Source organism: Brachybacterium zhongshanense, assembly GCF_055385755.1.
Genome location: NZ_AP043790.1, coordinates 599,251 through 623,759, shown reverse-complemented (window position 1 = coordinate 623,759; position 24,509 = coordinate 599,251). Strand labels below are relative to the sequence as shown.

The following is a 24,509-nucleotide window of genomic DNA, read 5'->3' as shown; positions in this document are numbered from 1 at the left end:
ACGGATCGATCACGGCAGAAGGGCCGAAAGACCTTCCGAACAGGGACGGACCATCGTACGGTGTGGCCTGTGACACCGACACCCGGTGTCGTCGACCTTCAGGAAGGCGTCATGACCTCTGTACCTGTCTGGCCCCACGGTCCCTCCCACTCGCTCACGGACGACGAGCTCTCCGCGATCCACGCCTGGTGGCGCGCCGCGAACTACCTCTCCGTCGGGCAGATCTACCTCATGGCGAACCCGCTGCTGCGCGAGCCCCTGCAGCGCGACCATGTCAAGCCGCGCCTGCTGGGGCACTGGGGCACCACACCGGGTCTGACGTTCCTGTATGCGCACGCCAACCGGGCGATCTCCCAGCGCGGACTGAAGGCGATGTACGTGACCGGTCCCGGTCACGGCGGTCCCGGCCTGGTCGCCGCGAGCTATCTCGAGGGCACGTACACGGAGACGTATCCGACGATCACCCAGGACGACGACGGTCTGAAGAAGCTCTTCACCCAGTTCTCGTTCCCCGGCGGGATCCCCTCGCACGTCGCGCCGGAGACCCCAGGGTCGATCCACGAGGGCGGCGAGCTGGGCTATGCGCTCTCGCACGCCTATGGCGCGATGCTCGATCGGCCCGACGAGATCGCCTTCACCGTCGTGGGCGACGGCGAGGCGGAGACCGGTCCGCTCGCGACCTCGTGGCACTCCAACAAGTTCATCAACCCGCTGACCGACGGCGTCGTGCTGCCGATCCTGCACCTGAACGGGTACAAGATCGCCAACCCGACCGTCCTCGCCCGCATCGGCGACGAGGAGCTGGCGGCGCTGATGCGCGGCTACGGCCACACGCCGCTGTTCTTCACGGGCGGCTTCGACGGCGAGGACCCGATGGAGGCGCACCGCCGCTTCGCGGGCGTCCTCGACGAGGCGCTCGACATGATCGCGGACATCAAGGCGCAGGCTCGCGAGGACGCCGAGGCGGGCCGCGAGACCGAGCGTCCGGCCTGGCCGATGATCGTCTTCCGCACCCCGAAGGGCTGGACCGGCCCGAAGACCATCGACGGCAACGTCACCGAGGGCTCCTGGCGCTCGCATCAGGTGCCCCTCGCGAGCGCCCGCGACACCGATGAGCACCTCGCCGATCTCGATGCCTGGCTGCGCTCCTACCGTCCCGAGGAGCTGTTCGACGAGCACGGCGCTCTCCGCCCGGAGATCGCCGCGGCCGCCCCGCAGGGCGAGCTGCGGATGTCGGCGAACCCGTCGACGAACGGCGGTGCGGTGCTGAAGGCTCTGAAGCTGCCCGACTTCCGCGACTATGCGGTCGACGTCCCCTTCCCCGGCGGCTCGGCCTCCGAGGCCACCCGCGTGCTGGGCACATGGCTGAAGGACGTGGTGGACGACAATCCCGAGAACTTCCGGATCTTCGGCCCCGACGAGACGGCGTCGAACCGCCTGCAGGCCGTGTACGACGTCACCGCGAAGCAGTGGAACGCCGACTTCGAGGACCACGATCGCACCGAGCACCTGGCACGGTCCGGGCGCGTGATGGAGATGCTCTCCGAGCATCAGTGCGAGGGCTGGCTCGAGGGCTACCTGCTCACCGGCCGACATGGCATGTTCTCCTCCTACGAGGCGTTCATCCACATCGTCGACTCGATGGTCAACCAGCACGCCAAGTGGCTGAAGGTCACCAACGAGATCGAATGGCGGCGACCGATCGCCTCACTGAACTACCTGCTCAGCTCGCACGTGTGGCGCCAGGACCACAACGGCTTCAGCCACCAGGACCCCGGCTTCATCGACCACATGGTCAACAAGAAGGCCCAGATCGTCAGGGTGTACCTGCCGCCGGACGCCAACACCCTGCTGTCGGTGTACGACCACTGCCTGCGCTCGCGGCAGTACGTCAATGTGGTGGTCGCCGGCAAGCAGCCCAACCCGAACTGGCTGACGATGGACGAGGCGATCGTCCACTGCACGCGCGGCCTCGGCATCTGGGACTGGGCCGGCACCGAGGTCGAGGGCGAGGAGCCCGATGTGGTCCTCGCCTGCGCGGGCGACATCCCCACCATCGAGGTGCTCGCGGCCGCGCAGATCCTGCGCAGCGAGGCCCCGGACGTGCGCGTGCGAGTGGTCAACGTGGTGGACCTGATGCGTCTGCAGGACGACACCGAGCATCCCCACGGCCTGTCCGAGAAGGACTTCGACGGCATCTTCGGGGAGGACATCCCGGTGGTTTTCGCCTACCACGGCTACCCCTGGCTGATCCATCGCCTGGCCTACCGCCACGACCGCAACTCCCGGATCCACGTGCGCGGCTACAAGGAGGAGGGCACCACCACGACGCCCTTCGACATGCTGATGCGCAACGACACCGACCGCTTCCACCTGGTGATGGACGTGATCGACCGGGTCGGCGGGCTCGGCACCCGCTATGCGGGCCTGCGGCAGCGCATGGCCGACGAGCGGATCCGCGCCCGCGCCTACGCCTACCAGCACGGTGAGGACATCCCCGAGGTGGCCGGCTGGCAGTGGGGCGACGGCGGCGACGAGCCCGATCCGGCGGCTGCCGCCGCGATCGCCGACACCGGCGGCGACAACGTGTGAGCAGCATCCGACGAGGAGCGTGAGATCACCGCGATGACCCCGGGAGCCGACGTCCTGCGACGGACCGTGCGCGTGCACGGCCGGGTGCAGGGCGTCGGCTTCCGCTACTCCGCGCAGCGACGGGCTCTGGAGCTGGGACTCTCGGGCACCGTGCGGAACCTCCTGGACGGGACCGTCGAAGCCGATGTCGAGGGTCCGGCCCCGGCGGTCGAGGAGATGGTCTCGTGGCTCCGCGAGGGGCCGCGCACCGCCCGCGTCGATCACCTCGAGGTCCGTGAGGCCGACCCCCGCGGCCGCAGCGGCTTCCGCATCCTCTGAACCAGGGCGGGCCGGCCCGGAGCGAACAGGCGAAGCCGTGTCCGCTGCCCCTCTCCCGGCACGGTGCGAGCACGGTGCGGGCGAGGTGCGGGCGACGACCTGTCGTACCAGTACTCTGTGTGCTCGGCACTCAGCGTGGTGCTCAGCACTCAGCGTGCTCGGTGATCGACGATTCCATCGCCCGGAGGGGGACCCATGGCCGGAGGCCTTGCCGCACTGCTCGATGATGTGGCCGCGATAGCGCGCATGGCCGCCGCGAGCGCGGATGACGTGGCCGCAGCGAGCGCGAAGGCCAGTGCCAAGGCCACCGGCGTGGTCGTCGACGACGCGGCGGTGACCCCGCAGTACGTGCGCGGGATCGAACCCGCACGGGAGCTGCCGATCATCTGGCGGATCGCCCGAGGGTCGCTGATCAACAAGCTGCTGATCATCCTGCCTCTCGCCCTGCTGCTCTCCTGGCTCGCCCCATGGCTGCTCACCCCGATCCTCATGCTCGGCGGGAGCTATCTGTGCTTCGAGGGCGCGGAGAAGATCTGGGAGCTGCTGCACGGGGGCCATGGCGACGACACCGAGCCCGCAGCCGAGAAGGGGCCTGCGGCGGAGAAGCGCATAGTCGGCGGGGCGGTCCGAACCGACCTCATCCTGTCGGCGGAGATCATGGTGATCTCCTTGAACGAGGTCGCCGATCAGCCCCTCCTGCAGCGCGCCGTGATCCTGGTGGTGGTCGGCGTGCTCATGACCGCCCTCGTGTACGGCGCCGTCGGCCTGCTGGTGAAGATGGACGACGTCGGCCTGCACATGGCGGGGCGCGAGTCGGCCGCCGCGCAGCGCATCGGCGACGGCCTGGTGCGGGCGATGCCGAGGATCATGACGGTGATCAGCTATGTCGGCATGGTCGCGATGCTGTGGGTCGGCGGGCACATCATCCTCTCGGGCATGCATGAGCTCGGCGCCGCCCAGCCCTACGGCTTCGTCCACCATCTCGCGCACCTCGTCGAGGACGTCGCCGTCGTCGGCGGTGCGCTGGCCTGGCTCGTGGAGACCGTCTTCTCACTCCTGCTGGGCATCCTCTGGGGTGCTGTCATCCTCGCCGTCATCCACCTGCTGCCGTTCGGACGCAAGGAGCACCCGGCGACCGAGCACGCCGCAGCGAAGGAGCATGCCGACTCCACCGGCACCTCCGGCCCGGCGGACGCCGCCTGAGCTCACCCGCTCGGCGCGGCGGCCCCGACCGTGACGGCCCGACCCAGGACGCGGCGATCAGCTCTGCGAGACCGCCTCGGCGATCGGCACCGGCCCGGCGTTGAAGGCGAGGAACCGCCCATGCGCATCAGCTCGGTCGACGACCTCGGCGATCACTGCGGCGACGTCGGCGCGCGGCACCGTCCCGGACTCGAGCTCGGGCGCCACCAGGGAGCCGTCCGCGCCGACGAGGTCCACGAGCTCGATGCGCCCTGAGCCCTCCTCGAGGGTGAGACCGCTGGGGCCGAGGATCGTCCAGTCCAGACCGCTCGCGCGCAGATGCGCATCGGCGGCGGCCTTGGCCTCCGCGTAGGCGTGGAAGGAGCTGGCGGGATCCACGCCGTGATCGGGGCGGGCACCGAAGTAGCTGACCATGACGTAGCGGCGTGCGCCGGCTCTCTCCGCCGCGTCGATCGAGGCGATCGCGGCCTCCTGGTCCACGGCGCGGGTGCGGGCCGGGTTCCCGCCTCCGGCTCCGGCCGCCCAGATGACGGCGTCCGACCCCTCCAGCAGACGGTCCCAGCCTGCGGCGTCCAGCGCCTCGATGTCCTCGACGAGCGCGCGGGCGCCCGTCGCCTCGACCTCTGCGGAGTGCTCGGGATTGCGGATCACCGCGGTGACGCGATGTCCTCCCTGCGCGAGCAGCGGCTCCGCGAGCAGCGCGACCTTGCCATGTCCACCGATGACTGAGATATCCATGCCGACCATGCTGTCACTCCCGTACGACGGCCGGCAGGGCGTCGGTTCAGCCGTCGGCCGATCCCGCCGTCGGCCGCTTCAGCCGTCGGCGCGAGCGACGACCGGCGGCTCCGCCGACCAGGGGAAGACGATCCACTCGTCGGTGCGCCGCCAGACGAAGTCGGGCTCGACGACCGAGGCCGACTTGGAGTAGAGCACGGCGCTGCGCGCGTCGGCGCCCTGCTCGCGCAGGAGATCGAGCACGAGCGCGAGCGTGCGGCCGGAGTCGGCGACGTCGTCGACGACCAGCAGGCGCTTGCCCCGGATCGACTCGGTGTCGAGCATCGGGGCCAGCAGCACGGGATCCGGGAGGGTCTCGTGGACGTCGGTGTAGAACTCGACGTTGATGGCGTCGGCGAGCTTGAGCCCGAGCGCGTAGGCGAGCGATCCGGCCGGCAGGAGCCCGCCGCGGGCGACGGCGATCACGATCTCGGGGTCGAAGCGGGAGTCGGCGATGGTCTGGGCGAGCTCGCGCGAGGCCGTTCCGAACAGGTCCCAGCTGAGCACCTCCTTGACCTGCAGGTCGGAGGAATCAGCATGGAAGGCCTGGGACATGGCATCTCCTGGGTGCGCATCGGGACGATCGAGGGGAGCACCGATGCTACCGCCCGTCCCTGCAGGTCCCCGTCCGCAGGTGCCCCATGTTGTTCTTTGTGGCTGTCTGTTGTTTTCTGTGGGTTCATGGTCTACGGTGGTCGGACGCAGGCACAGGACACACCACCTCCGATGACGAAGGCAGGGGCGAGAGCATGTACGCACAGCAGCGCCAGCGCCAGATCCTCGATTCCCTCGAGGCATCCCACCGGGTCTCGGTCTCCGATCTCGCCGACCGCTTCGGCGTGGCCGCCGAGACCGTTCGCCGCGACCTCGACGACCTCCAGAGGCGCGACCTCCTCGTGCGCGTCCACGGCGGCGCGGTCGCCCGCCGCAGCGCCGTCCTCGAACCGGATCTGCGCAGCCGGCACGAGACCAATCCGGAGGTCAAGCAGCGCATCGGAGCCGCCGCCGCAGCTCTGCTGCCGGACGACCCCCAGGCCTCCGTCCTGCTGGACGCGGGCTCCACCGTCAGCGCCCTGGCCCCCCGGCTCTCGGAGCGCGATGGGGTGGTCATCACCCACTCCCTCGACATCGCCCAGGCCCTGCTGGCCCTCTCCGGCCCCGAGGTGCACCTGCTGCCGGGGCGCCTGCGCCCGGGCACGGGTGCGGCCGTGGGCGCCGCCGCCGTCGATGCGGTGCGCAGGCTGCGACCGGAGGTCGCCTTCCTGGGCTGCAACGGCTTCGATGAGGAGTCGCTGTACACGCCCGACCCCGACGAGGGCGCCGTGAAGTCCGCGATCATGGCGCGCGCCGCCCGTCGCATCGTGCTCGCGGACTCCTCCAAGGCGCGCACCCATCATCTGGTCGCCTTCGCCGACATGGCGGCGGTCGATGTGCTGGTCACCGACGACGGACTGCCGCCGGATCTGCACGAGGCGCTCCTCGCAACCGGCGTCGAGGTCGTGCTGGCATGATCATCACCCTGACTCCGAACCCCTCGCTGGACCGCACCGTCGAGCTCACGACGGACCTGGTCCCCGGCGGTGTCCACCGGATCGCGTCCGACGTCCTCCAGGTCGGCGGCAAGGGCGTCAACGTGGCGCTGGGCGTCTCCCGCGCAGGAGCGCGCGTGCTCGCCGTCGTGCCCGTCGGCCCCGAGGACCCCTTCCTCGGCCTGCTCGAGCAGACCGGTGCTCCGCACCTGGCCAGCGACGTGGCCGGCCGTGTGCGCACGAACCTCACCGTGGTCGATCCCTCGGGCGCCACCACGAAGATCAACGAGCCCGGAATGCCGATGAGCGCACAGGAGCTCGGCCGGCTCGAGGAGCGGCTCCTGGAGACGGTCTCCCCCGGAGACCTGGTGATGGCCTCGGGATCCCTCGCACCCGGCATGCCGCCCGACTGGTATCCGCACCTGGTGGGCGCGCTGCACGCGCGCGGAGCCGTCGTCGGCGTCGACACCTCCGATGCGCCGCTCCTGGCCCTGTCCGAGGCATGGCGCGAGGACCGTCGGACGGCCCCCGATCTGATCAAGCCCAACGCGGAGGAGCTCGGGCAGCTGACCGGCCTCGACGGTGCGGCGCTGGAGCGCTCGGCCTCGGACGGGGACCTCGCCGAGGTCGCCGGCGCGGCCCGCGAGCTCGTCGCGCAGGGCGTCGGTGCCGTGCTGGTGACCCTGGGCGGCGCCGGTGCGCTGCTGGCCACCGCCGACGGCGCATGGGTCTGCTCTGCCGAGCGCGGCCCGGTGCGCTCGACCGTCGGAGCGGGCGACTCGTCCGCCGCCGGCTATCTCATCGGCCGAGAGCGCGGCGAGAGCGAGCCCGCGCGCCTCGCCCGCGCCGTCGCCTACGGAACGGCCGCCGTCGGCCTGCCCGGCACCACCATCCCGTCGCCCGACCAGGTGCGCGTGAGGCCCGACGCCGTGCGGGCCCTCTGACCGCTCCCCTCCCCGAACTCCCCCACCTCCCCGATCCTCTGCACGAACCGCACGAGCCGCGCCCTGCGGCCGTGCGAGCCACGCATCACCAGTGAAGGAGCTGGCCATGTCATCACCACTGATCACGGCGGACCTCGTCCACCTCGACGTCGCCCCCGCAGGGGACAAGAGCGCCGTCATCGGACAGCTGGCCGATCTGATCTCGGCCACCGGACGCTCGGAACGGGACGGCCTGGTCGCGGGCCTGCTTGCCCGCGAGGAGTCCTTCGCCACCGGCATGCCCGGCGGCTTCGCGATCCCCCACTGCCGTGTCGAGGCCGTGCACGAGGCGGCCCTGGGGCTGCTCCGCCTGAGCGAGCCGGTGGACTTCGGAGCTCCCGACGGGCCCGCCGACGTCATCATCGGCATCACGGCCCCCGCCGGGACCGACGACCAGCATCTGAAGCTCCTCGCCCAGCTCTCCCGAGCGCTGATCCGTCCCGAGTTCCTCTCCTCGCTGCGCGCGGCGACGACAGCTCAGGAGGCGGCCGACCTCGTGATGGAGGTCCTCGATCCGGCAGAGATCGGACTCGCCCCGGCCGAGGGGACGGAGCAGGCCGGATCGTCGGAGCAGGCAGGATCGTCGGAGCAGGCCCATGCGCGGGAGGGAACGGATCTGCCGGTGCTGCTCGCGATCACCTCGTGCCCCACCGGGATCGCCCACACCTACATGGCCGCCGAGGCCCTCGAGAACGCTGCGAAGGACAAGGGCGTCGAGCTCCACGTCGAGACCCAGGGATCCGGAGGCATCACCCCGTTCACCCCGGAGCAGATCTCGCGTGCGCAGGCGCTGATCGTCGCGGCCGACGTGAACATCTCCGGCCGTGAGCGCTTCGCCGGGCTGCCGCTCGTCGAGCACCCCGTCAAGCGCGCCATCTCCCATGGTCCTGAGATGATCGACGAGGCGATCGCCGCCGTCGAGGATCCGGCCGCGCGGCGCGTCCCCGCGGCATCCGACGCCTCGTCCGCCGACGGCTCCTCCGGATCCTCCGCGAGCGCCGCCTCCGGGTCCTCGGGGACCTCCGCCCCATGGCCCAAGCGGATCCAGGCCGCCGTGATGACCGGCGTGTCGTACATGATCCCCTTCGTCGCCGCGGGCGGTCTGCTGATGGCGCTCGGATTCCTGCTGGGCGGGTTCGACGTCGCCTTCGTCGCCCAGGACGTCGCCACCGGCTCCTCGCTGACGAACCTGCCCGGCCACATCGCCTACGACGGCAGCGGCGGCGAGATGCTCACCGAGCGCTCGGGCCTTCTGCTGTACCTCGGCGCCGTCGCCTTCACCATCGGGAACCTGGGCATGGGCTTCCTGGTGGCGGCGCTGTCGGGCTACATCGCCTTCGGCCTCGCAGGCCGACCGGGCATCGCACCGGGCTTCATCGGCGGTGCCATCTCGGTCCTCGTCGGCGCAGGGTTCCTGGGCGGCCTGGTCACCGGTCTGCTGGCGGGCCTGATCGCCCTGTGGCTGACGACGTTCTCGCCGCCCCGCTGGCTCGCCGGCCTGATGCCGGTGGTGATCATCCCGCTGGTGACCTCGGCGGTCGTGGGCGGCGCGATGCTGCTGGTGCTCGGCCGCCCGCTCGCCTGGGTGATGACATCGCTGCAGGACGCCCTGAGCGGCATGAGCGGCACCTCGGCGATCGTGCTCGGCATCGTGCTGGGCCTCATGATGTGCGTGGACCTGGGCGGACCGGTCAACAAGGCGGCCTATCTGTTCGCCACGGCGGGCCTGTCCCAGGGCACGGAGGCGTCCTTCCAGATCATGGCCGCGGTCATGGCGGCCGGCATGGTGCCTCCGCTGGCGATGGCGCTCTCGACGGTGGTGCGCCGCCGGCTGTACACCCCTGTGGAGCGGGAGAACGGCGCCACGGCCTGGCTGCTCGGCGCAGCCTTCATCTCCGAGGGCGCGATCCCCTTCGCCGCCGCGGACCCGCTGCGCGTGATCCCCTCGATGATGGCGGGCGGCGCGGTGACCGGCGGGCTGATCATGGCCTTCGGCGTCGGCTCGCAGGCACCCCACGGCGGGGTGTTCGTGCTGTTCGCGATCAGTCCGATCTGGGGCTATCTGCTGGCGATCGTCATCGGCACCCTGGTGGCGGCCGCGGCCGTGACCGCGCTGAAGTCCATGGCGCACCGCACCGTCGAGGCCTGATCGGGCTACCCTCCTGGCCATGGAGGGGACCTCGATCGGCCATATGGACGCCTATGGCGCCGCGCATCTGACGATGCTGGTCGTGATCGCCCTGGCCGCGGTCGTCCTGCTGCGCTGGACGCGGCGGGGCGACCCGGTCAGGGTCTCCCGCGCACTGAGGACCGTCGGCTGGCTGCTGCTGGCCAACGCGATCTTCTGGACGCTGTGGGGGTTCGCGCCCTGGGCATGGAACCTCGACGAGTCGCTCCCGCTGCACTACTCCGACGCGCTGCGCTTCCTGGTGCCGATCGCGCTGATCACCCGTTCTCGCTGGTCCACGACGCTCGTGCACTACTGGGGCCTGACGCTGAACATGATGTCGGTGCTGACCCCGGACCTGAACTACTTCGTCTGGATCCCGCTCGAGTTCGCCGAGTACTGGCTCGCCCATGGCGGCGCGCTGCTCGCCGCGATCGTCCTGACCTGGGGTCTGGGATTCCGGCCGACCTGGCGCTCCTACGGCTTCGCCTATGCGGCGACGCTCGGCTGGTCGGTCGTCGCCTTCCTGGGGAACCTGATCACGGGGGCGAACTACGGCTATCTCAACCGTGCGCCGCGCGGCCCGAGCCTGCTGGACGTGATGGGACCGTGGCCGCTCTACCTGCTGGTCGAGATGGTCGCGGTAGCGGTCGTCTGGGCGCTCATGACTCTGCCGTGGACGCTCCGGCCGGTCAGGCCAGCAGCTCGATCCCGGCCAGCCGGAGCGGACCGGTCGCGGAGGTGACGACCAGGCGGTGATGCGTGCACGGCGCGGGGTCCGCCGGGACGAACGGGCGGATCTGCCTCCGCCAGGGGAACCTCTCGCCGCTGCGCTCGTCGAGCACCGTCCAGGTGGTCCCGTCCGTCGATCCCTCGAGCCGCCATGAGGCGGGGTCTCCGCCCTCCTGGGCCCCGGACGTGAGCGTCAGGAACCGCGCCTGAGCGGGCTCGGCGAGGACGGGCAGGTCGATCACGGCGGTCGGCGTCGTCCAGGTGCGCTCGGTCAGGGCGTCGTCGTCGAGCAGCGGATCCGCCTCATCGCGCGGCAGCAGGTCGAGCAGCGGGCTCGGCCGCTCCCCCGGGCCGGTCGGCGACGGCGGGACGTCTCCCCACTCCCCCGGCTCGGAGCCCAGGCGGAATCGCACCTCTCCGCGCAGCGCGGACCGGTCGATCGCGGAGCTGCGATGCTGCTCGCCGCCGACCTCGAGGCCGGTGATGCACCAGGCGTCGGGGTCCTCGGGCCGCTCGGCGACCACCGTGAACGCCTCCCCGCCGAGCGGACGCACCTCGGCGCGCCGGAACAGGGGCGCGACCAGGTGATAGCGACCGGTGGCGAGCTGCAGCGGGTAGAGGCCGAGCGCCGTGAGCAGCCACCAGGCGCTCATCTCCCCGTTGTCCTCGTCGCCCGGGTAGCCCTGCCCGATCTGCTCACCCGTGAAGAGCCGCCGGCGCGCCTCCTGCACGAGCAGGGACGCACGATCCGGGGCACCTGCATGATGGAGGAGGAAGGGGATGTGGTGCGCGGGCTGGTTGGACAGCGCGAGCTGTCCCATGCGCATCTCCCGCGCCTCGATCATCTCGTGGATCACGCCGCCGTAGGTGCCCGGATGGTCGGCCCGCTCCGGGGTCGCCAGGTACTCCTCGAGCCTGGCCAGCAGCCCTTCGCGACCGCCGTGCAGGGACGCGAGCCCCTCGGGATCGTGGGGCGCGTGGAAGGCGAAGGTCCAGGCGTCGGTCTCCGTGAAGTCGCCGCCCCAGTCGAGAGGATCGAACTCCCCGGCGGGCACGGAGAAGCCGCCGTCCCGTCGTCGGCCGCGGAAGAAACCCGTCTCGGCATCGAACAGCAGGGCGTAGTTCGCCGAGCGGGCCCGCAGATAGGCGGCCTCCTCGCGCAGCCGGCCCTGGAGCTCCTCCGCGGTGCCCTCCTGCGCGGCGATCAGCTCGGCCTGGGTGGCGAGACCGGCGTCGTTGATGTGCGCCTCGAGGGACCAGGAGACGGACTCGTGGACCTCGGTGTCGACGTATCCGGTGAACACGGCACGCTCGTTGCCCCGGCGCCCGATCTCGGTCGCCGTCGGCGCCGTCGTGGCGTTGCGCAGCCCCGAGAGGTAGGCGGAGAGGGGGTCCGGCAGGTCCACCCCCATCACCTGGAGGTCGGCGAAGGCGATGTCGCTGCTGGTGCCGGTCATGCAGTCGGCGTATCCGGGCGCGGACCAGCGGGCGATCCACCCGCCCTCCCGGAACTGCTGGACGAAACCGTCGGCGAGCTCCGCAGCGAGCTCGGGGTAGAGCAGGGCGTAGGCCGGCCAGGCGGTGCGGTAGGTGTCCCAGAACCCGTGATCGACATACATGCGCCCGGGCTTCACCTGGGCGTTCGTGCGGGTCGGAGTGGCCTCCCCCTTCGTCGGCAGCACGGGGCTGGCGTGGACGGGCTCCGGACGCTGCGCCGTCCCGGCGTCCTCCCAGTGCGAGCTCGGGTAGAGGTTCAGCCGATACAGGTTCCCGTACAGGGTGCGGCGCTGCGGTGCGGTCGCGCCGTCGACGCGGACCGCTCCGAGGCGCTCGGCCCAGGCCCGATGAGCGCCCGCTCGCAGCTGGGCGAGGCTGCGCCCGCCGAGCTCCCGGGCGAGGGTGCGCCGGGCCTGCGCATCGCCGATGAAGCTCGTGGCCAGGCGCACGGTGACGCGCTCGGTGCCGTCCGCGAAGCGCAGCAGAGCAGCCCCCGGCGTCGCGCCGCCACCGGCGCCGACCTGCGACGGGGAGGGCTCGACGCGGGCGCGGACGAACAGGCGCGTGCTCCCGTCGGCCCGGCCGAAGCCCTCGTCGACGCCGGAGTCGACGAAGCCTCCGAGCTCGCCGTCGAGCACTGCCCCGGACGCGTCGATGCGGGAGTGCTCGTCGACCCCTTCGATCAGCAGCTGCGGTGCGCGCGTCCCCGCCGGGAAGTCGACCTCGAGGATCGCGCCATGGTCGGTGGGCGCGAGACGGAGGACGGTGCCGTCACCCAGACGCACGGCATACAGGTCAGGGCGAGCAGTCTCCTCCGCATGGTCGAAGGGGACGGCCCGGCCGACGGGCGAGGCATCGGGATCCTCGCCGTGCAGCGGCATCAGGACCAGCTGGCCGCGATCGCCCATCCAGGGGCTCGGCTGGTGGGACAGGGCGATGCCCTGCAGCCGAGGACGGCTCGCCCCGTCGACGGCCCTGTTGGCGCGGTGGTACTCGTACTCCCAGCGGCGCGTCCTGGCATCGGTGACCGGCGTGAACTTGGCGAAGCCGTTCGGCCAGGCGGTCAGCGGCAGGGTGTTCCCGCGCGACAGGTCCCCCGACGAGTGCGTGCCGCGGCGGGTGTCGACCCAGGCGACGAGATCCTCCGGATCCGGCTCGGGCTCCGCAGGGCCGAGGTAGGGACCGTCGATCCAGCCGGTGAGATCATCCCCAGCTTCTCCAGCTTCTCCTGTCTCCTCTGCCTCCCCTGCGAGGGGCGCATCGCCGACCAGCAGCACCTCGACGATGCTGCGGCCGACGGCGGCCTCCAGCGGGATCTGCACGTCGTTCCACTGGTCGGCATGCAGGATCCTCGCCTCGCCGAGCCCACGGGCCGTCGCGAGGGAGCCGTGCTGATCGCGGGGATCCCGATCCGAGAGGAAGGTGCCGTCGTCGAGCAGGAGATCCACGGCGGCGAATGTCGCACCCCAGGTCAGCCCCGTGTCCAGCTGCGGATAGAGGTAGACCCGCAGCACGTCGCCGGAGGCGATCCTGCGCCCCCTGAGGTCCTCGAGCCCATCGAGGACCGGCAGGGAGCCTCGGCTGCGCTCCCCCGCCCGGAAGCGATACTGCAGAGCGGTCGCAGCGAGGAATCCCGTCCCGTCCGCGCTGGTGGGAGAGCCGACGGGCCCCGGGGAAGCGGTGAGGATCATGGGGCAAGGCTATCGACCGGCTGCCGCGCGCGGATGCGCGTCCGCTCCGGGTGCGGGATACTTCCGTGCATCCGACGATCCGGAGGGGGCAGGCGGGGACATGGTGCAGGCGCAGAGCATCCGGGGCGCACCGAGGCGTCGCAGACCGCTGTGGCAGTGGCTGCTGGTCGCGGGCGTGGCGGCCGTCGGCCTGCTGATCGTGCTGGTCGTCGGGGCGATCGTGGTGTGGCAGCTCGTGGTGCGGGGGAACCCGCAGGACACGCTCGACGACTTCTACGACTCCCTCTCCCAGGGCGACTGCACCCTGTTCCGGGACTCCACCACCGCGGACTTCCGTTCCAGCACGGGCCTGACGGACTGCGGCGACTTCGAGCTCGCGACCGAGGGCGTCACCGATGTCGACTACGAGGTCACCGATCGCGTCAACCGCTCCGGCTATGCGATCTTCTACGTCACCGAGTCCTACAGCGACGGCGGCGAGACCGTCGACGTGCCGCTGCGCTACTACGTCGAGCGCGCCGACGGGCAGTGGGATCTCGCCGGCGTCGAGCTCGTCGACCCTTCGCAGCCGGACCCGATCACCGGCCGCTGAGCGCCCCCGCGGGCGTCTCCTCGTCCCGTCGGGTGCCCTGGACGTCGCGCCGCGCACCCTGAGTAGAGTGCGGCCATGACTCCTCGCCGTCCCTCTCCGCTCGGAGGGCAGCGACCCTCCCGAGCCGACCTGCAGCGGTTCGCGGTCCCCGATCCCGAGGCGATCGACGATGTCCTCCCCTCCCCGGGCGACCCACAGCTGCGCCTGCTCATCGTGGGCATCAATCCGGGGCTGTGGACCGCCGCGGTCAACGCCCCCTTCGCCCATCCGGCCAACCGCTTCTGGCCCTCCCTGCATCGCGCGGGCCTGACCTCCCGCCGCGTCGACGCCTCCCGCGGCCTGGATCCGGCCGACGAGGCGGATCTCCACGAGCGCGGCCTGGGGATCACCAACCTGATCGGGAGGGCCACCGCCCGCGCCGACGAGCTCTCCCGCGAGGAGCTGCGGGAGGCCGGCGCGCTCCTGCCGCGCCGCGTGGCGGAGCTGCGGCCGACGGCCGTCGCGATCGCCGGCATCACAGCCTTCCGCACCGCCTTCTCGCAGCCCCGCGCGCGCCTCGGCCCCCAGGACCCGTCGTCGATCGAGGGGTGGCCCGGGGACTCCGTGCTCTGGGTGGTCCCGCAGCCGAGCGGACTCAACGCCCATGCCACGATCGACTCCCTCGCCGTCACCTGGCGCGAGGTCGCCGCCGACGCCGGCATCGTCCCCGATCCCGACCCGGCCGACCCGCCGCCCCCTGACCCGGTGGCCCCGTGACCCCATCCGCCTCACACCCCGGTCCCCCTCGCCGTGCGGCCTCCCGCTGGTCCGAGGAGGTCGCCTCCTCCCGCGGCGCGCTCCGCCGCGAGCTGCCGTCCTTCGCCGCGGGCAGCGTCGAGACGCCTCGACGATCGTCGGCGGTCAGGAGGTCATCGACCACGACACCTACTGGGCGGAGCACTCCCATCCGACCCATGAGCTGATCTGGAACGAGCGCGGCGCGTCCATCGCGACGATCGGCTCCCGGGTGTGGACGATCGCCCCCCGCCGTCGGGCTCTGGCTCCCCGCCGGGACCGTGCACAGCGGCTTCACCCCCGCCGGGACCTGGCAGCGCTCGGCCCAGTTCTCCCCCTCCCGCACCGCTCCGCTCGCCTCGGGGCCGGTCGCCGTGGACCTCTCAGCGCTGCTCCGACTGCTCCTGGACCGGCTGATCACGAAGCAGATGGACGAGCGCTCGAGGACTCAGACCGAGGAGATGATCCTGGACGTCATGGAGCCCTCGGACCATCCGCTGCTGCTGCCGATCCCCGAGAGCGCGCTCCTCGCCCCGATCGTCGACGCGCTCGGGGAGGATCCCGCAGGCTCCACATCCCTCGAGAGCTGGGCCGAGCGCCTCGGCGTCAGCGCACGCACCCTCACCCGCGCCTTTGAGGCCGAGACCGGGATGACCTTCCGCGCCTGGACCGCGACCGCCCGCACGCAGCGCGCCGTCACGCTGATGACCTCGGGCACCGCGATCGACGAGGTCGCCGATGCCGTCGGCTACCGCTCGGCGAGCGCCTTCACCACGGCCTTCCGCCGCGTCACGGGTCTGACTCCCGGGCAGTTCCGGCGCGCCGGCTCCGCCTGACCGCTGCCGCGCCGCCCGCTGCACCGCTGAGCCAACTGTCCGTTGCGCGCAAGACGCTGTCCCGATCGCTCGATTGCAAACAACGGATCGATTCCCTATTTTGGTGAGGCACTCCTTATGCACGCATCGGAGCGGCACGGTGGCAGGACGTCGACCGTCGGGCCCTGCCCTCCGGCGCGACGACCTTCGAGCACGCCTTCGGCACCACCGAGATCCCCGCCTCGCCCGAGCGCATCACCACCGTCGCCTGGGCGAACCACGAGGTCCCCCTGGCCCTCGGCGTCGTGCCCGCAGGCATGGCGGCCGCGAACTTCGGCGACGAGTACGGCGACGGGCTCCTCCCCTGGGTCGCCGACGCGCTCGAGGAGCTCGGCGCGGAGACCCCGGTCCTCTACGACGAGTCCGACGGCATCGACTTCGAGGCCGCCGCGGCGCACCCCGCGATCGCCGGAAGGAACGTCATGTTCCTGACCCACGTGGGCACCACCGACCTCTCGCAGGTCAGCTTCTACACCGCCCATGACACGCGCACCCAGTTCTTCGAGGACCTCGGCATGGCCATCGCTCCGAGCGTGGTCGCCGCCTCCGAGGAGACCGAGGAGTTCTCCGCGACCGTCAGCGCCGAGCAGGCCGACGCCTTCGACGACGTCGAGATCATCGTGACCTACGGCGACGAGTCGCTCATCGCGGCCCTCGAGGCCGACCCGCTGCTCTCCCAGATGCCGGCGGTGAGCAGCGGCGCGGTCGTGAACCTGCCCTCCGGCAGCGCGCTCGGCACCGCGGCGAACCCGACGCCGCTGGCGATCCCGTACATCCTCGAGGACTACCTGACCGTCCTCGAGGAGGCGGCCGACGCCTCGGCCTCCGCCTGAGCGTCCTGCCGCCCATGACCGTCACCCTGCTGCGCAGGACGTCCCGGGGGCGATCGCTGCGCCTGCTCGCGTGCGTCGTGGTCCTGGCGGCTCTGATGATGCTGTCGATCGTCGTCGGCTCCCGCCAGATCACCGCGCAGGACGTGCTCGCCGCGCTCTCCGGCTCGACGGACGGCTTCGGTCCCGCAGCGGTCGCCAAGCGCATCCCGCGCACGCTGCTCGCAGTGATCGCCGGGGCGGCCCTGGGGATCTCCGGGGCGGTCATGCAGGGCGTGACCCGCAACCCTCTGGCGGACCCGGGCATCCTCGGCATCAGCACCGGGGCCTCCCTGGCCGTGGTGGTCGGCATCGCCCACTTCGGGCTGACGATGTCCACCAGCTACGTGTGGACCGCGATCTGCGGCGCCGCCGCGACAGCCGTGCTCGTGTACGCGCTGGGCTCCCTCGGCCAGGGCGGCGCCACGCCGCTCAAGCTGGCCCTGGCCGGAGCCGCCACCTCCGCGGCGCTGACCTCGTTCATCTCCGCCGTGGTGCTGCCCCGCTCGGACATCGGCGACAGCGTCCGCTCGTGGCAGATCGGAGGCGTCGGCGGAGGAAGCTACCCGGCGATCGCCCAGATCGCCCCGTTCCTGGTGGTCGGCGCGATCCTCTGCCTCGCGAGCGCCCGCGGCCTGAACATCCTCGCCCTGGGCGTCGAGATGGCCGCGGGCCTCGGCGAGAGGGTGGCGATCACGGGGGCGGCGCTGCTGACGGCGGCCGACGTCGTCGGCAGGATCGTCGCCCGCCCCTCCGAGCTCGCCGCCGCTCGCCCCGGCCGATGCTCCGTCGGCGCCTTCCGCGGCCTCCGCCACGGCGCGCGCGGTCGTCCGGGCCCGACGGCGCCGACGCCGGCGCACCACGACGGTGGTCACCGTGCTGGTCCTCTCGGTGATCGCCCTGTGGTGCCTCTCCCTGATGGTCGGCCGCACGTTCTACACCCCGGCCGAGCTGGTCGCCGTCATCGGCGGGCAGGACGTGCCCGGGGCGAGCTTCACCGTCGGGAGGCTCCGCCTGCCGCGGGCGACGCTCGCCGTCCTCGCAGGCCTGTCCTTCGGCATCGGGGGCGCGACCTTCCAGACCATGCTGCGCAATCCGCTGGCGAGCCCGGACATCATCGGCATCTCCTCGGGCGCGAGCGCGGCGGCGGCGTTCTGCATCGTGGTGCTCGGCATGTCCGGCACCGCCGTCTCCCTGGTCGCGATCGTCGCGGGACTGGTCGTCGCGGCGATCATCTTCCTGCTCGCCCGACGCGGCGGCGCGGCGTCCACCCGGCTGATCCTGGTCGGGATCGGCATCTCCGCGATGCTGCAGAGCATGATCGACTGGGTGCTCAAGGGCGCCGGGCAGTGGGACCTGCAGGAGGCGATGCGCTGGCTGACGGGAAGCCTGAACAGCACCTCCTGGGAGCAGACGCTGCCGGTGGCGGGAGCCCTCCTCGTCCTCGCGCCGGTGCTGCTGTCGCGCTCGTCGGAGCTGCAGGCCATGCAGCTGGGGGACGATGCCGCACAGGCGCTCGGCGTGCGCGTGGACCGCTCCCGCGGAATCCTCGTGATCTGCGCCGTCGCCCTGATCGCCTTCGCGACCGCGGCCTGCGGTCCGATCGCCTTCGTCGCCTTCCTGGCCGGTCCGATCGCCGCGCGCCTGATCGCCCCGGGCAGCTCGCCGCTGCTGCCGGCGGGACTCGTCGGCGCCGTGCTGGTGCTCGCCGCGGACCTGATCGGCCAGTACGCCACCGGCACCCGCTACCCGGTGGGCGTCGTGACGGGCGTGCTCGGTGCCCCGTACCTCATCCATCTCATCATCCGCACGAACCGCCGAGGGGGCTCCCTGTGACCGTCGACCACACTCTCGTCGCCGAGGACCTCAGCGTCGGATACGCAGACCGCACCGTCATCCGGGGACTGGATCTGGAGCTCGTGCCGGGGCGCGTCACCGCGATCGTCGGCGCGAACGCGTGCGGCAAGTCCACGCTGCTGCGCTCCATGTCGCGCCTGCTGACCCCTCAGAAGGGACGGGTGCTCCTGGACGGCGAGCTGGTGCATAGCATGCCTGCCAAGCGCCTGGCCCGACTGCTGGGCCTGCTCCCCCAGTCCCCCATCACCCCGGAGGGGATCACCGTCGCGGATCTCGTCGGTCGCGGCCGCCACCCGCATCAGGGCCTGATGCGACGCTGGAGCAGCGCCGACGACGAGGCCGTCGCTGCGGCGCTCGACGCGACCCGCACCGCGGCCCTCACAGATCGCGCGGTCGACGAGCTCTCCGGGGGGCAGCGGCAGCGGGTCTGGATCGCCATGGCGCTCGCCCAGGACACGGATCTGCTGCTGCTCGACGAGCCGACGACCTTCCTCGACGTCTCCCATCAGATCGAGGTGCTGGACCTGCTGGCGGACCTCAACGCCTCCCGCGGCATCACCGTCGTGATGGTCCTGCACGACCTCAACCTCGCCGCCCGCTACTGCGATCAGCTGGTCATGATCGCCGACGGCGCCGTGCACAGCGCCGGCGCCCCCGCAGACGTGCTCACCGAGGCCTCCGTGCAGGAGGTGTTCGGCCTGGCCAGCCGGATCATCACCGATCCCCTCTCGGATCTGCCGATGGTGCTCCCGATCGGTCGGCATCGGGTGCGCACGGCCTGATCCGCCGATCTCCTTGCGGTCGCTCACCGGAGCGTGCCATGGTGGAGCGACCCCGCGGCACCGAGGCCGGCACCGGTCTCGATCGACCCGCATCGAGCACGCAGGAGGTCAATCCGTGAAGCTGCCCTGGCTCAAGCCGGTCCTGGACCATCCCGGTCCCCTCACCACGGTCCATCTGGACACCACCCGGGAGGACGCCCGGGCCGCCGCCGATCTGGGGACGCGCTGGTCGCTCCTGCGCTCGGCGCTCGCGACCGACGGCGCCCCCGCCGCCCTGCTGGACGAGATCGAGGAGTCGGTGCTCGCGCCGCCCGGCATCGGTGGCCGCCACGGGCGCACCATCATCGCCGCCGACGACGGGATCCTCGTGGACCGCGTGCTGCCGGCGCCCCCGCTCGCCGAGTCCGCCGAGCGCGGTGAGCATGCCCGGCTGCTGCCGCTCGTGCAGCTGACGGCGCATGCCGTCAGCCAGCTGCTCATCCTCGTCGACCGCGCCGGCGCGGACCTGCGCCTGAGAGCGCCGGAGGACCCGACGATCCCCCGGGCGGCCGGAGACGGCGACGGGCTGGGCGCGGATGCGTCGGTCGACGGCGGCCACGACGAGCTGCACAAGGCCGGCCTCGGCGGCGGAGGGCGGCACGGCTGGCGCGTGAGCAACGCCGAGGCCCGGGTCGAGGACTCCTGGGAGCGCAACGCCGATGCGGTCGCCGCGACCGTCGACCGCGTGGTGCGCGAGCGCTGCCCCGACGTGGTGCTTCTGAGCGGCGACGTCCGAGCCGTCGGGCTCCTGCGCTCCGCACTCGGGCAGGAGGCGCGCGAGCGCCTGGTCGAGGTCCCCGGCGGCGTGCGGGGGTCCGCACCCTGGTCGGATTCCTTCCGCGAGTCGCTGCGCGCAGCGACCGAGGAGGTCGTCGAGCGGCGCGAGCGCGAGCTGGCCGAACGCTTCCGCGAGAGCCAGCTGCGCGACGGCGCCTCCGTGGGAGGGGCCGACGAGACCGCCTCCGCGCTGGCTCGCGGCCAGGTCGAGGAGCTCCTCCTGGTCACCGATCGCGAGCCCTCCCGGATCGAGGAGCTGATCCGTCTGGCGCTGTCCACGGATGCCGGCATCACCGCTCTGCGGACCGGCGTCGCGGAGGTGCCCGAGGGCGTCGGCGCCCTGCTGCGCTGGCGGGACGGCTCCACACCGTCCAACCGCGTCGGATCCATGAGCGGCGACGCGCGCCGCGAGGACGCGGTCACCGCCTGACCGCTCTGCCGGAGAGGAGACGGACGTGCCGGATGCATGGAGCGCGAAGCGCGAGCGGCAGTATCAGCATGTCAAGCAGTCGGCGCTGGACCGAGGCGTCGACCAGGAGGAGGCGGAGGAGATCGCCGCGAGGACGGTCAACAAGGCCCGTGCGCAGGCCGGGGAGTCCGAGGAGGCGTCACGCACCTCCACCGACGACCTCTCCCCGTCCGAGCGCGGCGGTCGCCGCTCCCACTCGGGCGCCGAGGGCAGGACCAAGGAGCAGCTCTACGAGGACGCGAAGCGGGAGCACGTCGAGGGCCGTTCGACGATGAGCAGGCAGGAGCTCGAGGACGCGCTGGAGGACCGCTCCGAGAGCTCCTGATCCCGCCGGCGCCCGCACGTGTAGACTGCCGCAGACAACGGGGGAGTATCCGTCCGCCCTGCGCACGTCATCACGAGGACCGCCGATGGTCCTCCGGGCGCAGGGGCCCGACCGAGGTCAGGTCGGGCGGAGAGACCCGGGTCCGTCTCGACGACCCCCGAAAGCGGAACCGTGACCGAATCTCCCCTGGTATGGATCCTGACCGTCATCGCCATCATCGGGCTGCTGGCGTTCGACTACATCTTCCACGTGCGCAAGGCGCACATCCCGTCGATGCGCGAGGCGACCGTCTGGTCGGTGATCTACGTCGGCATCGCGCTGCTGTTCGGCCTCATCGTGATGGTGTTCGGCGGCGTCGACCTGGGCACCGAGTACTACGCCGGATACATCACCGAGAAGGCGCTCTCGGTCGACAACCTCTTCGTGTTCCTCGTGATCATGACGGCCTTCAAGGTCCCTCGCGAGGACCAGCAGAAGGTGCTGCTGTTCGGCATCACCTTCGCGATCATCGCCCGCACCGCACTCATCCTCGTGGGCGCGACCGTCCTCGAGCACTTCGCCTGGGCCTTCTACATCTTCGGGCTCTTCCTGCTGCTGACGGCCGGGAACCTGCTCAAGGGCGATGACGACAAGGACGAGGCGGACAACATCATCATCCGCATCGCCAGGCGGATCTTCCCCGCCTCCGACCAGTACGACGGCGACAGGCTGTTCACCCAGGTCGACGGCAGGCGCGTGATGACGCCGATGCTCCTGGTGATGGTGGCCATCGGCGGCACGGACGTCCTCTTCGCGCTCGACTCGATCCCCGCGATCTTCGGCCTCACCCAGAACACGTACATCGTGTTCACCGCCACCGTGTTCTCCCTGCTGGGCCTGCGCCAGCTGTACTTCCTGCTGGACGGCCTGCTCGACCGCCTCGTGTACCTGTCCTACGGCCTGGCGGCGATCCTCGGCTTCATCGGCGTGAAGCTGATCCTGCACGCCCTGCACGAGAACAACGTGCCCTTCATCAACGGCGGCAAGCCGGTGGCCGTGGTCGAGGTGAGCACCTCGCTCTCCCTTACCGTGATCGTCGTCGTCCTCGTGGTCACCGTGATCGCCTCGCTGCTGAGCAAGCGGGGCCGCGCCAAGGCCGCGGTGGCCAGCCTGCGCCGCGACGCCGCCTCCTATGTGGAGATGACCTACACCTCCTTCGAGGAGGAGCGCGAGCGGGTCTACCGTCGCATGGCGGAGAACGAGGAGGTCATCAAGGCGCTCCCGGCCAAGTACCACGACCTGCTCGAGGAGGAGAGGTCGCTCGGCGAGCTTCTGGCCGACGCCCATGCGATGGCCGACAAGCGCTCCGCAGACCGGGAGCAGGGCCACCGCACCGACGACCAGCCCGACGGCCTGTTCACCGTGCTGCCGACCGGGAAGATCGCCACCAACGCCGACGGCACCATCGCGACCCCCGGGGGCACGCGCGCGCAGCGCCTCTCCCCCGCCTCGCCCTCCGCGGTCGAGGGAGCTCCCCCGAGCTCCTGACCCCCGCGCTCCGATCTGGGAGGGTGGTCCCATGGACACCTCTCTGCTGACCCTCGCCGACGAGCACGGTCTCGCTCTGGATCCCGACTCCCTGCGGGTCGAGGAGATGGGCCTCGACTTCCGGATCGCCTTCGGGCGCGACACGGACGGGACGGACTGGGTGCTGCGCGTCCCGCGCAGGCCCGATGCCGCCGACCGCGCCCACGTGGAGGCGCGTCTGCTCGACGTCGTCGGCCCGCGCCTGGACGTGGCCGTCCCCGACTGGCGGATCCGGACCGCAGACCTGATCGCCTACCCGCTGCTGCCCGGCGAGCCGGGCCTCAGCGTCGGCCCGGACGGTGAGGTGGTCTGGCGGATGGACATCTCCTCGCACCGCTACGCGCTCTCGCTCGCGGAGTTCCTGGCCCAGCTGCACGGCCTCGATGCCCAGGAGGTCGCCGCCACCGGGGTCCCCTGCCGCTCGGCGGCCGAGGAGCGCGAGCGGCGGCGTGCCGAGGTGGATCAGGTGGCCGCGGCCTTCACGATCTCCGCGCCTCTCCGGGAGGGCTGGGAGGCCTGGCTCGCCGACGACGGGCTGTGGCCCGATCTCGCCGTGCCGACGCACGGCGAGATCTACCCCGCCCACACCCTCGTCGAGGACGACCGCATCACGGCCGTGATCGACTGGACCACGGCGTCCGTCGGAGACCCTGCCCGGGACCTCCAGTTCCACTGCGCGAGCGCCCCGCCGGAGGTCTTCGATGCTCTCCTCGGGCACTATGCGGAGCTCGGAGGGGATGCCGGCGACCGGGTCGTCGAGCGCTGCAGAGCCCTGTTCTCGGCGAGCGCTCTCGAGTACGGACTGTATGCGCTGCAGACGGGCGATCCGGAGCATCGGGCGGCGGCTGCGGCGGCGCTCGATCCGCCGGCCGAGGCGTGAGGGACCCTCCTTCCGGCTCGCATCCAGATCACGTCATGCCCCTATCCAGGGCATACGCAGGCTCGTGACCGTTCTGTGACATATGGATCATCCGCGGTCAAGCCTCGGTCAAGGTCTGCCCTTCTGGCTTGAGCCGACCCCGGGGCGAGCCCCTAGCGTGGCCGTCGCACGTCCCGCGGGTCCGATCTGCGGGCCCCACGACCGAACGAAGGAGCGCCATTCATGTCGCCTCAGAACCTGACGAGCAGCGCGCGCACCGCACCCGTGTCCTCCGCCATCCGCCGCTCCGCCCTGATGCTCGCGGGCGGCGCGATGGTCGCCTCCGGGATGATGGCCCTGTCCACCACCTCCGCCCAGGCCGCCGGCGGCTGGGACTCCGTCGCCCAGTGCGAGTCCGGCGGCGACTGGTCCATCAACACCGGCAACGGCTACTACGGCGGACTGCAGTTCTCGCAGTCCACCTGGGAGGCCTACGGCGGCACCCAGTACGCCTCGCGCGCGGACCTCGCCACCAAGTCCCAGCAGATCGCCATCGGAGAGAAGGTCCTCGCCGGCCAGGGCGCCGGCGCCTGGCCCAACTGCGGCTCCGCTCTCAGCGGAGGGGCCGACACCTCGGCCTCCGCCGACGACTCGAGCTCGTCCTCCGAGAGCAGCTCCGGCTCGTCCTCGAGCAGCGAGTCCCGCAGCTCGGACTCCTCGTCCTCCTCGTCGACCGGGTCCACCCGCTCGCAGGAGCGCTCCGAGCCCCAGGGAGACTGGAGCTGCGACGGTGACGGCATCGCCGACAACTGCGATGAGAACGGCTTCACCATCAAGAGCGAGTCCTCCTCCGAGAGCGAGTCCTCCTCCTCCGAGGGCAGCTCCTCCTCTGAGAGCAGCTCCTCCTCCGAGGGCCAGTCCTCGTCGACCGGCTCCTCGTCCTCCAGCTCGTCGTCCGACGGCATGGCCGTGGCCGGGACCCTCGACGTCGACGGCGTCGTCGGCCCGAAGACCATCACCGCCCTGCAGGACTGGCTCGACATCGACCAGACCGGCGAGCTCGACGAGGCCACCGTGCTCGCGATCCAGGCCTGGGTCGGCGCCGAGCAGGACGGCATCGTCGGCCCCGAGACCGTGGCCGGGATCCAGCACGAGGTCGGTGCGCCGCAGAACGGCGCGGACGACCTGGACTCCCAGAGCACCAAGGTGCTGCAGGCCTTCCTGAACCTGTACTGA

At 71.5% G+C, this 24,509-nt stretch carries 21 protein-coding genes and 1 pseudogene; 19 read left to right on the top strand and 3 right to left on the bottom strand.

The window, feature by feature from the left end:
* Positions 1-111 precede the first annotated feature (111 nt).
* From ACZ5AJ_RS02845 to ACZ5AJ_RS02835, 3 genes are all read left to right on the top strand, one after another.
* The gene (locus ACZ5AJ_RS02845; protein WP_464136901.1) at positions 112-2,592 is read left to right on the top strand and encodes a phosphoketolase family protein; all 2,481 of its coding nucleotides are present in this window, start codon (positions 112-114) and stop codon (positions 2,590-2,592) included.
* 33 nt (positions 2,593-2,625) lie between these two features.
* Entirely contained in the window at positions 2,626-2,910 is a 285-nt protein-coding gene (locus tag ACZ5AJ_RS02840; RefSeq protein WP_464136900.1) for an acylphosphatase, read from the top strand.
* A 195-nt stretch (positions 2,911-3,105) separates the two neighbouring features.
* Positions 3,106-4,113 carry a DUF808 domain-containing protein gene (locus ACZ5AJ_RS02835; protein ID WP_464136898.1) on the top strand — a complete coding sequence of 336 codons (1,008 nt, stop codon included), beginning with the start codon at positions 3,106-3,108 and terminating at the stop codon, positions 4,111-4,113.
* A gap of 57 nt (positions 4,114-4,170) precedes the next feature.
* Here the strand turns inward: ACZ5AJ_RS02835 and ACZ5AJ_RS02830 are convergent, their stop codons facing one another.
* Complete coding sequence (locus ACZ5AJ_RS02830) at positions 4,171-4,851, bottom strand: NAD(P)H-binding protein (protein WP_464136897.1); 681 nt, start codon at positions 4,849-4,851, stop codon at positions 4,171-4,173.
* A gap of 78 nt (positions 4,852-4,929) precedes the next feature.
* The gene (locus ACZ5AJ_RS02825) at positions 4,930-5,445 is read right to left on the bottom strand and encodes a phosphoribosyltransferase (RefSeq protein WP_464136895.1); all 516 of its coding nucleotides are present in this window, start codon (positions 5,443-5,445) and stop codon (positions 4,930-4,932) included.
* A gap of 194 nt (positions 5,446-5,639) precedes the next feature.
* Here ACZ5AJ_RS02825 and ACZ5AJ_RS02820 point away from each other — a divergent pair, with 194 nt between their 5' ends.
* From ACZ5AJ_RS02820 to ACZ5AJ_RS02805, 4 genes are all read left to right on the top strand, one after another.
* Positions 5,640-6,401 (top strand): DeoR/GlpR family DNA-binding transcription regulator, encoded by a 762-nt coding sequence (locus ACZ5AJ_RS02820; RefSeq protein ID WP_464136893.1) that lies wholly within the window; start codon positions 5,640-5,642, stop codon positions 6,399-6,401.
* Positions 6,398-7,363 (top strand): 1-phosphofructokinase family hexose kinase, encoded by a 966-nt coding sequence (locus ACZ5AJ_RS02815; protein ID WP_464136891.1) that lies wholly within the window; start codon positions 6,398-6,400, stop codon positions 7,361-7,363. The genes ACZ5AJ_RS02820 and ACZ5AJ_RS02815 overlap by 4 nt, the downstream gene beginning before the upstream one ends.
* Before the next feature lie 106 nt (positions 7,364-7,469).
* Positions 7,470-9,551: a PTS fructose transporter subunit IIABC gene (locus ACZ5AJ_RS02810; protein ID WP_464136890.1), complete on the top strand. Its 2,082-nt coding sequence runs from the start codon at positions 7,470-7,472 to the stop codon at positions 9,549-9,551.
* Between the two features lie 19 nt (positions 9,552-9,570).
* A complete protein-coding gene (locus ACZ5AJ_RS02805; protein WP_464136888.1) occupies positions 9,571-10,314 on the top strand; it encodes a YwaF family protein in 744 nt (247 codons plus the stop codon).
* Here the strand turns inward: ACZ5AJ_RS02805 and ACZ5AJ_RS02800 are convergent.
* A complete protein-coding gene (locus ACZ5AJ_RS02800) occupies positions 10,262-13,489 on the bottom strand; it encodes a GH92 family glycosyl hydrolase (protein ID WP_464136885.1) in 3,228 nt (1,075 codons plus the stop codon). The two genes, ACZ5AJ_RS02805 and ACZ5AJ_RS02800, sit on opposite strands and share 53 nt — an antisense overlap.
* A gap of 100 nt (positions 13,490-13,589) precedes the next feature.
* Between ACZ5AJ_RS02800 and ACZ5AJ_RS02795 the strand changes: the two genes are divergently transcribed.
* The 12 genes and pseudogenes from ACZ5AJ_RS02795 to ACZ5AJ_RS02740 all read left to right on the top strand — a co-directional run bounded on the left by ACZ5AJ_RS02795 (position 13,590) and on the right by ACZ5AJ_RS02740 (position 24,509).
* Complete coding sequence (locus ACZ5AJ_RS02795) at positions 13,590-14,081, top strand: nuclear transport factor 2 family protein (RefSeq protein WP_464136884.1); 492 nt, start codon at positions 13,590-13,592, stop codon at positions 14,079-14,081.
* A gap of 75 nt (positions 14,082-14,156) precedes the next feature.
* Entirely contained in the window at positions 14,157-14,837 is a 681-nt protein-coding gene (locus ACZ5AJ_RS02790) for a mismatch-specific DNA-glycosylase (RefSeq protein WP_464136882.1), read from the top strand.
* A gap of 299 nt (positions 14,838-15,136) precedes the next feature.
* Positions 15,137-15,691: a helix-turn-helix domain-containing protein gene (locus tag ACZ5AJ_RS02785; protein WP_464136881.1), complete on the top strand. Its 555-nt coding sequence runs from the start codon at positions 15,137-15,139 to the stop codon at positions 15,689-15,691.
* Positions 15,692-15,975: 284 nt separating this feature from the next.
* Complete coding sequence (locus tag ACZ5AJ_RS02780; protein ID WP_464136879.1) at positions 15,976-16,563, top strand: TroA family protein; 588 nt, start codon at positions 15,976-15,978, stop codon at positions 16,561-16,563.
* A gap of 14 nt (positions 16,564-16,577) precedes the next feature.
* Positions 16,578-17,261 (top strand): annotated as a pseudogene (locus ACZ5AJ_RS02775) (FecCD family ABC transporter permease); the annotation flags it as partial.
* Positions 17,262-17,475: 214 nt separating this feature from the next.
* Entirely contained in the window at positions 17,476-18,435 is a 960-nt protein-coding gene (locus tag ACZ5AJ_RS02770) for a FecCD family ABC transporter permease (protein WP_464136877.1), read from the top strand.
* Entirely contained in the window at positions 18,432-19,238 is an 807-nt protein-coding gene (locus tag ACZ5AJ_RS02765) for an ABC transporter ATP-binding protein (RefSeq protein WP_464138676.1), read from the top strand. Before ACZ5AJ_RS02770 ends, ACZ5AJ_RS02765 begins: the two co-directional genes overlap by 4 nt.
* A 115-nt stretch (positions 19,239-19,353) precedes the next feature.
* The gene (locus ACZ5AJ_RS02760; RefSeq protein ID WP_464136874.1) at positions 19,354-20,484 is read left to right on the top strand and encodes a baeRF2 domain-containing protein; all 1,131 of its coding nucleotides are present in this window, start codon (positions 19,354-19,356) and stop codon (positions 20,482-20,484) included.
* Positions 20,485-20,509: 25 nt separating this feature from the next.
* A complete protein-coding gene (locus ACZ5AJ_RS02755) occupies positions 20,510-20,848 on the top strand; it encodes a plasmid stabilization protein (protein WP_464136873.1) in 339 nt (112 codons plus the stop codon).
* A gap of 171 nt (positions 20,849-21,019) precedes the next feature.
* Entirely contained in the window at positions 21,020-22,375 is a 1,356-nt protein-coding gene (locus tag ACZ5AJ_RS02750; RefSeq protein ID WP_464136871.1) for a TerC family protein, read from the top strand.
* A gap of 31 nt (positions 22,376-22,406) precedes the next feature.
* Positions 22,407-23,294: a macrolide 2'-phosphotransferase gene (locus tag ACZ5AJ_RS02745; RefSeq protein WP_464136869.1), complete on the top strand. Its 888-nt coding sequence runs from the start codon at positions 22,407-22,409 to the stop codon at positions 23,292-23,294.
* Positions 23,295-23,516: 222 nt separating this feature from the next.
* Positions 23,517-24,509, top strand: coding sequence for a transglycosylase family protein (locus tag ACZ5AJ_RS02740; RefSeq protein ID WP_464136868.1), 993 nt, complete (start codon positions 23,517-23,519; stop codon positions 24,507-24,509).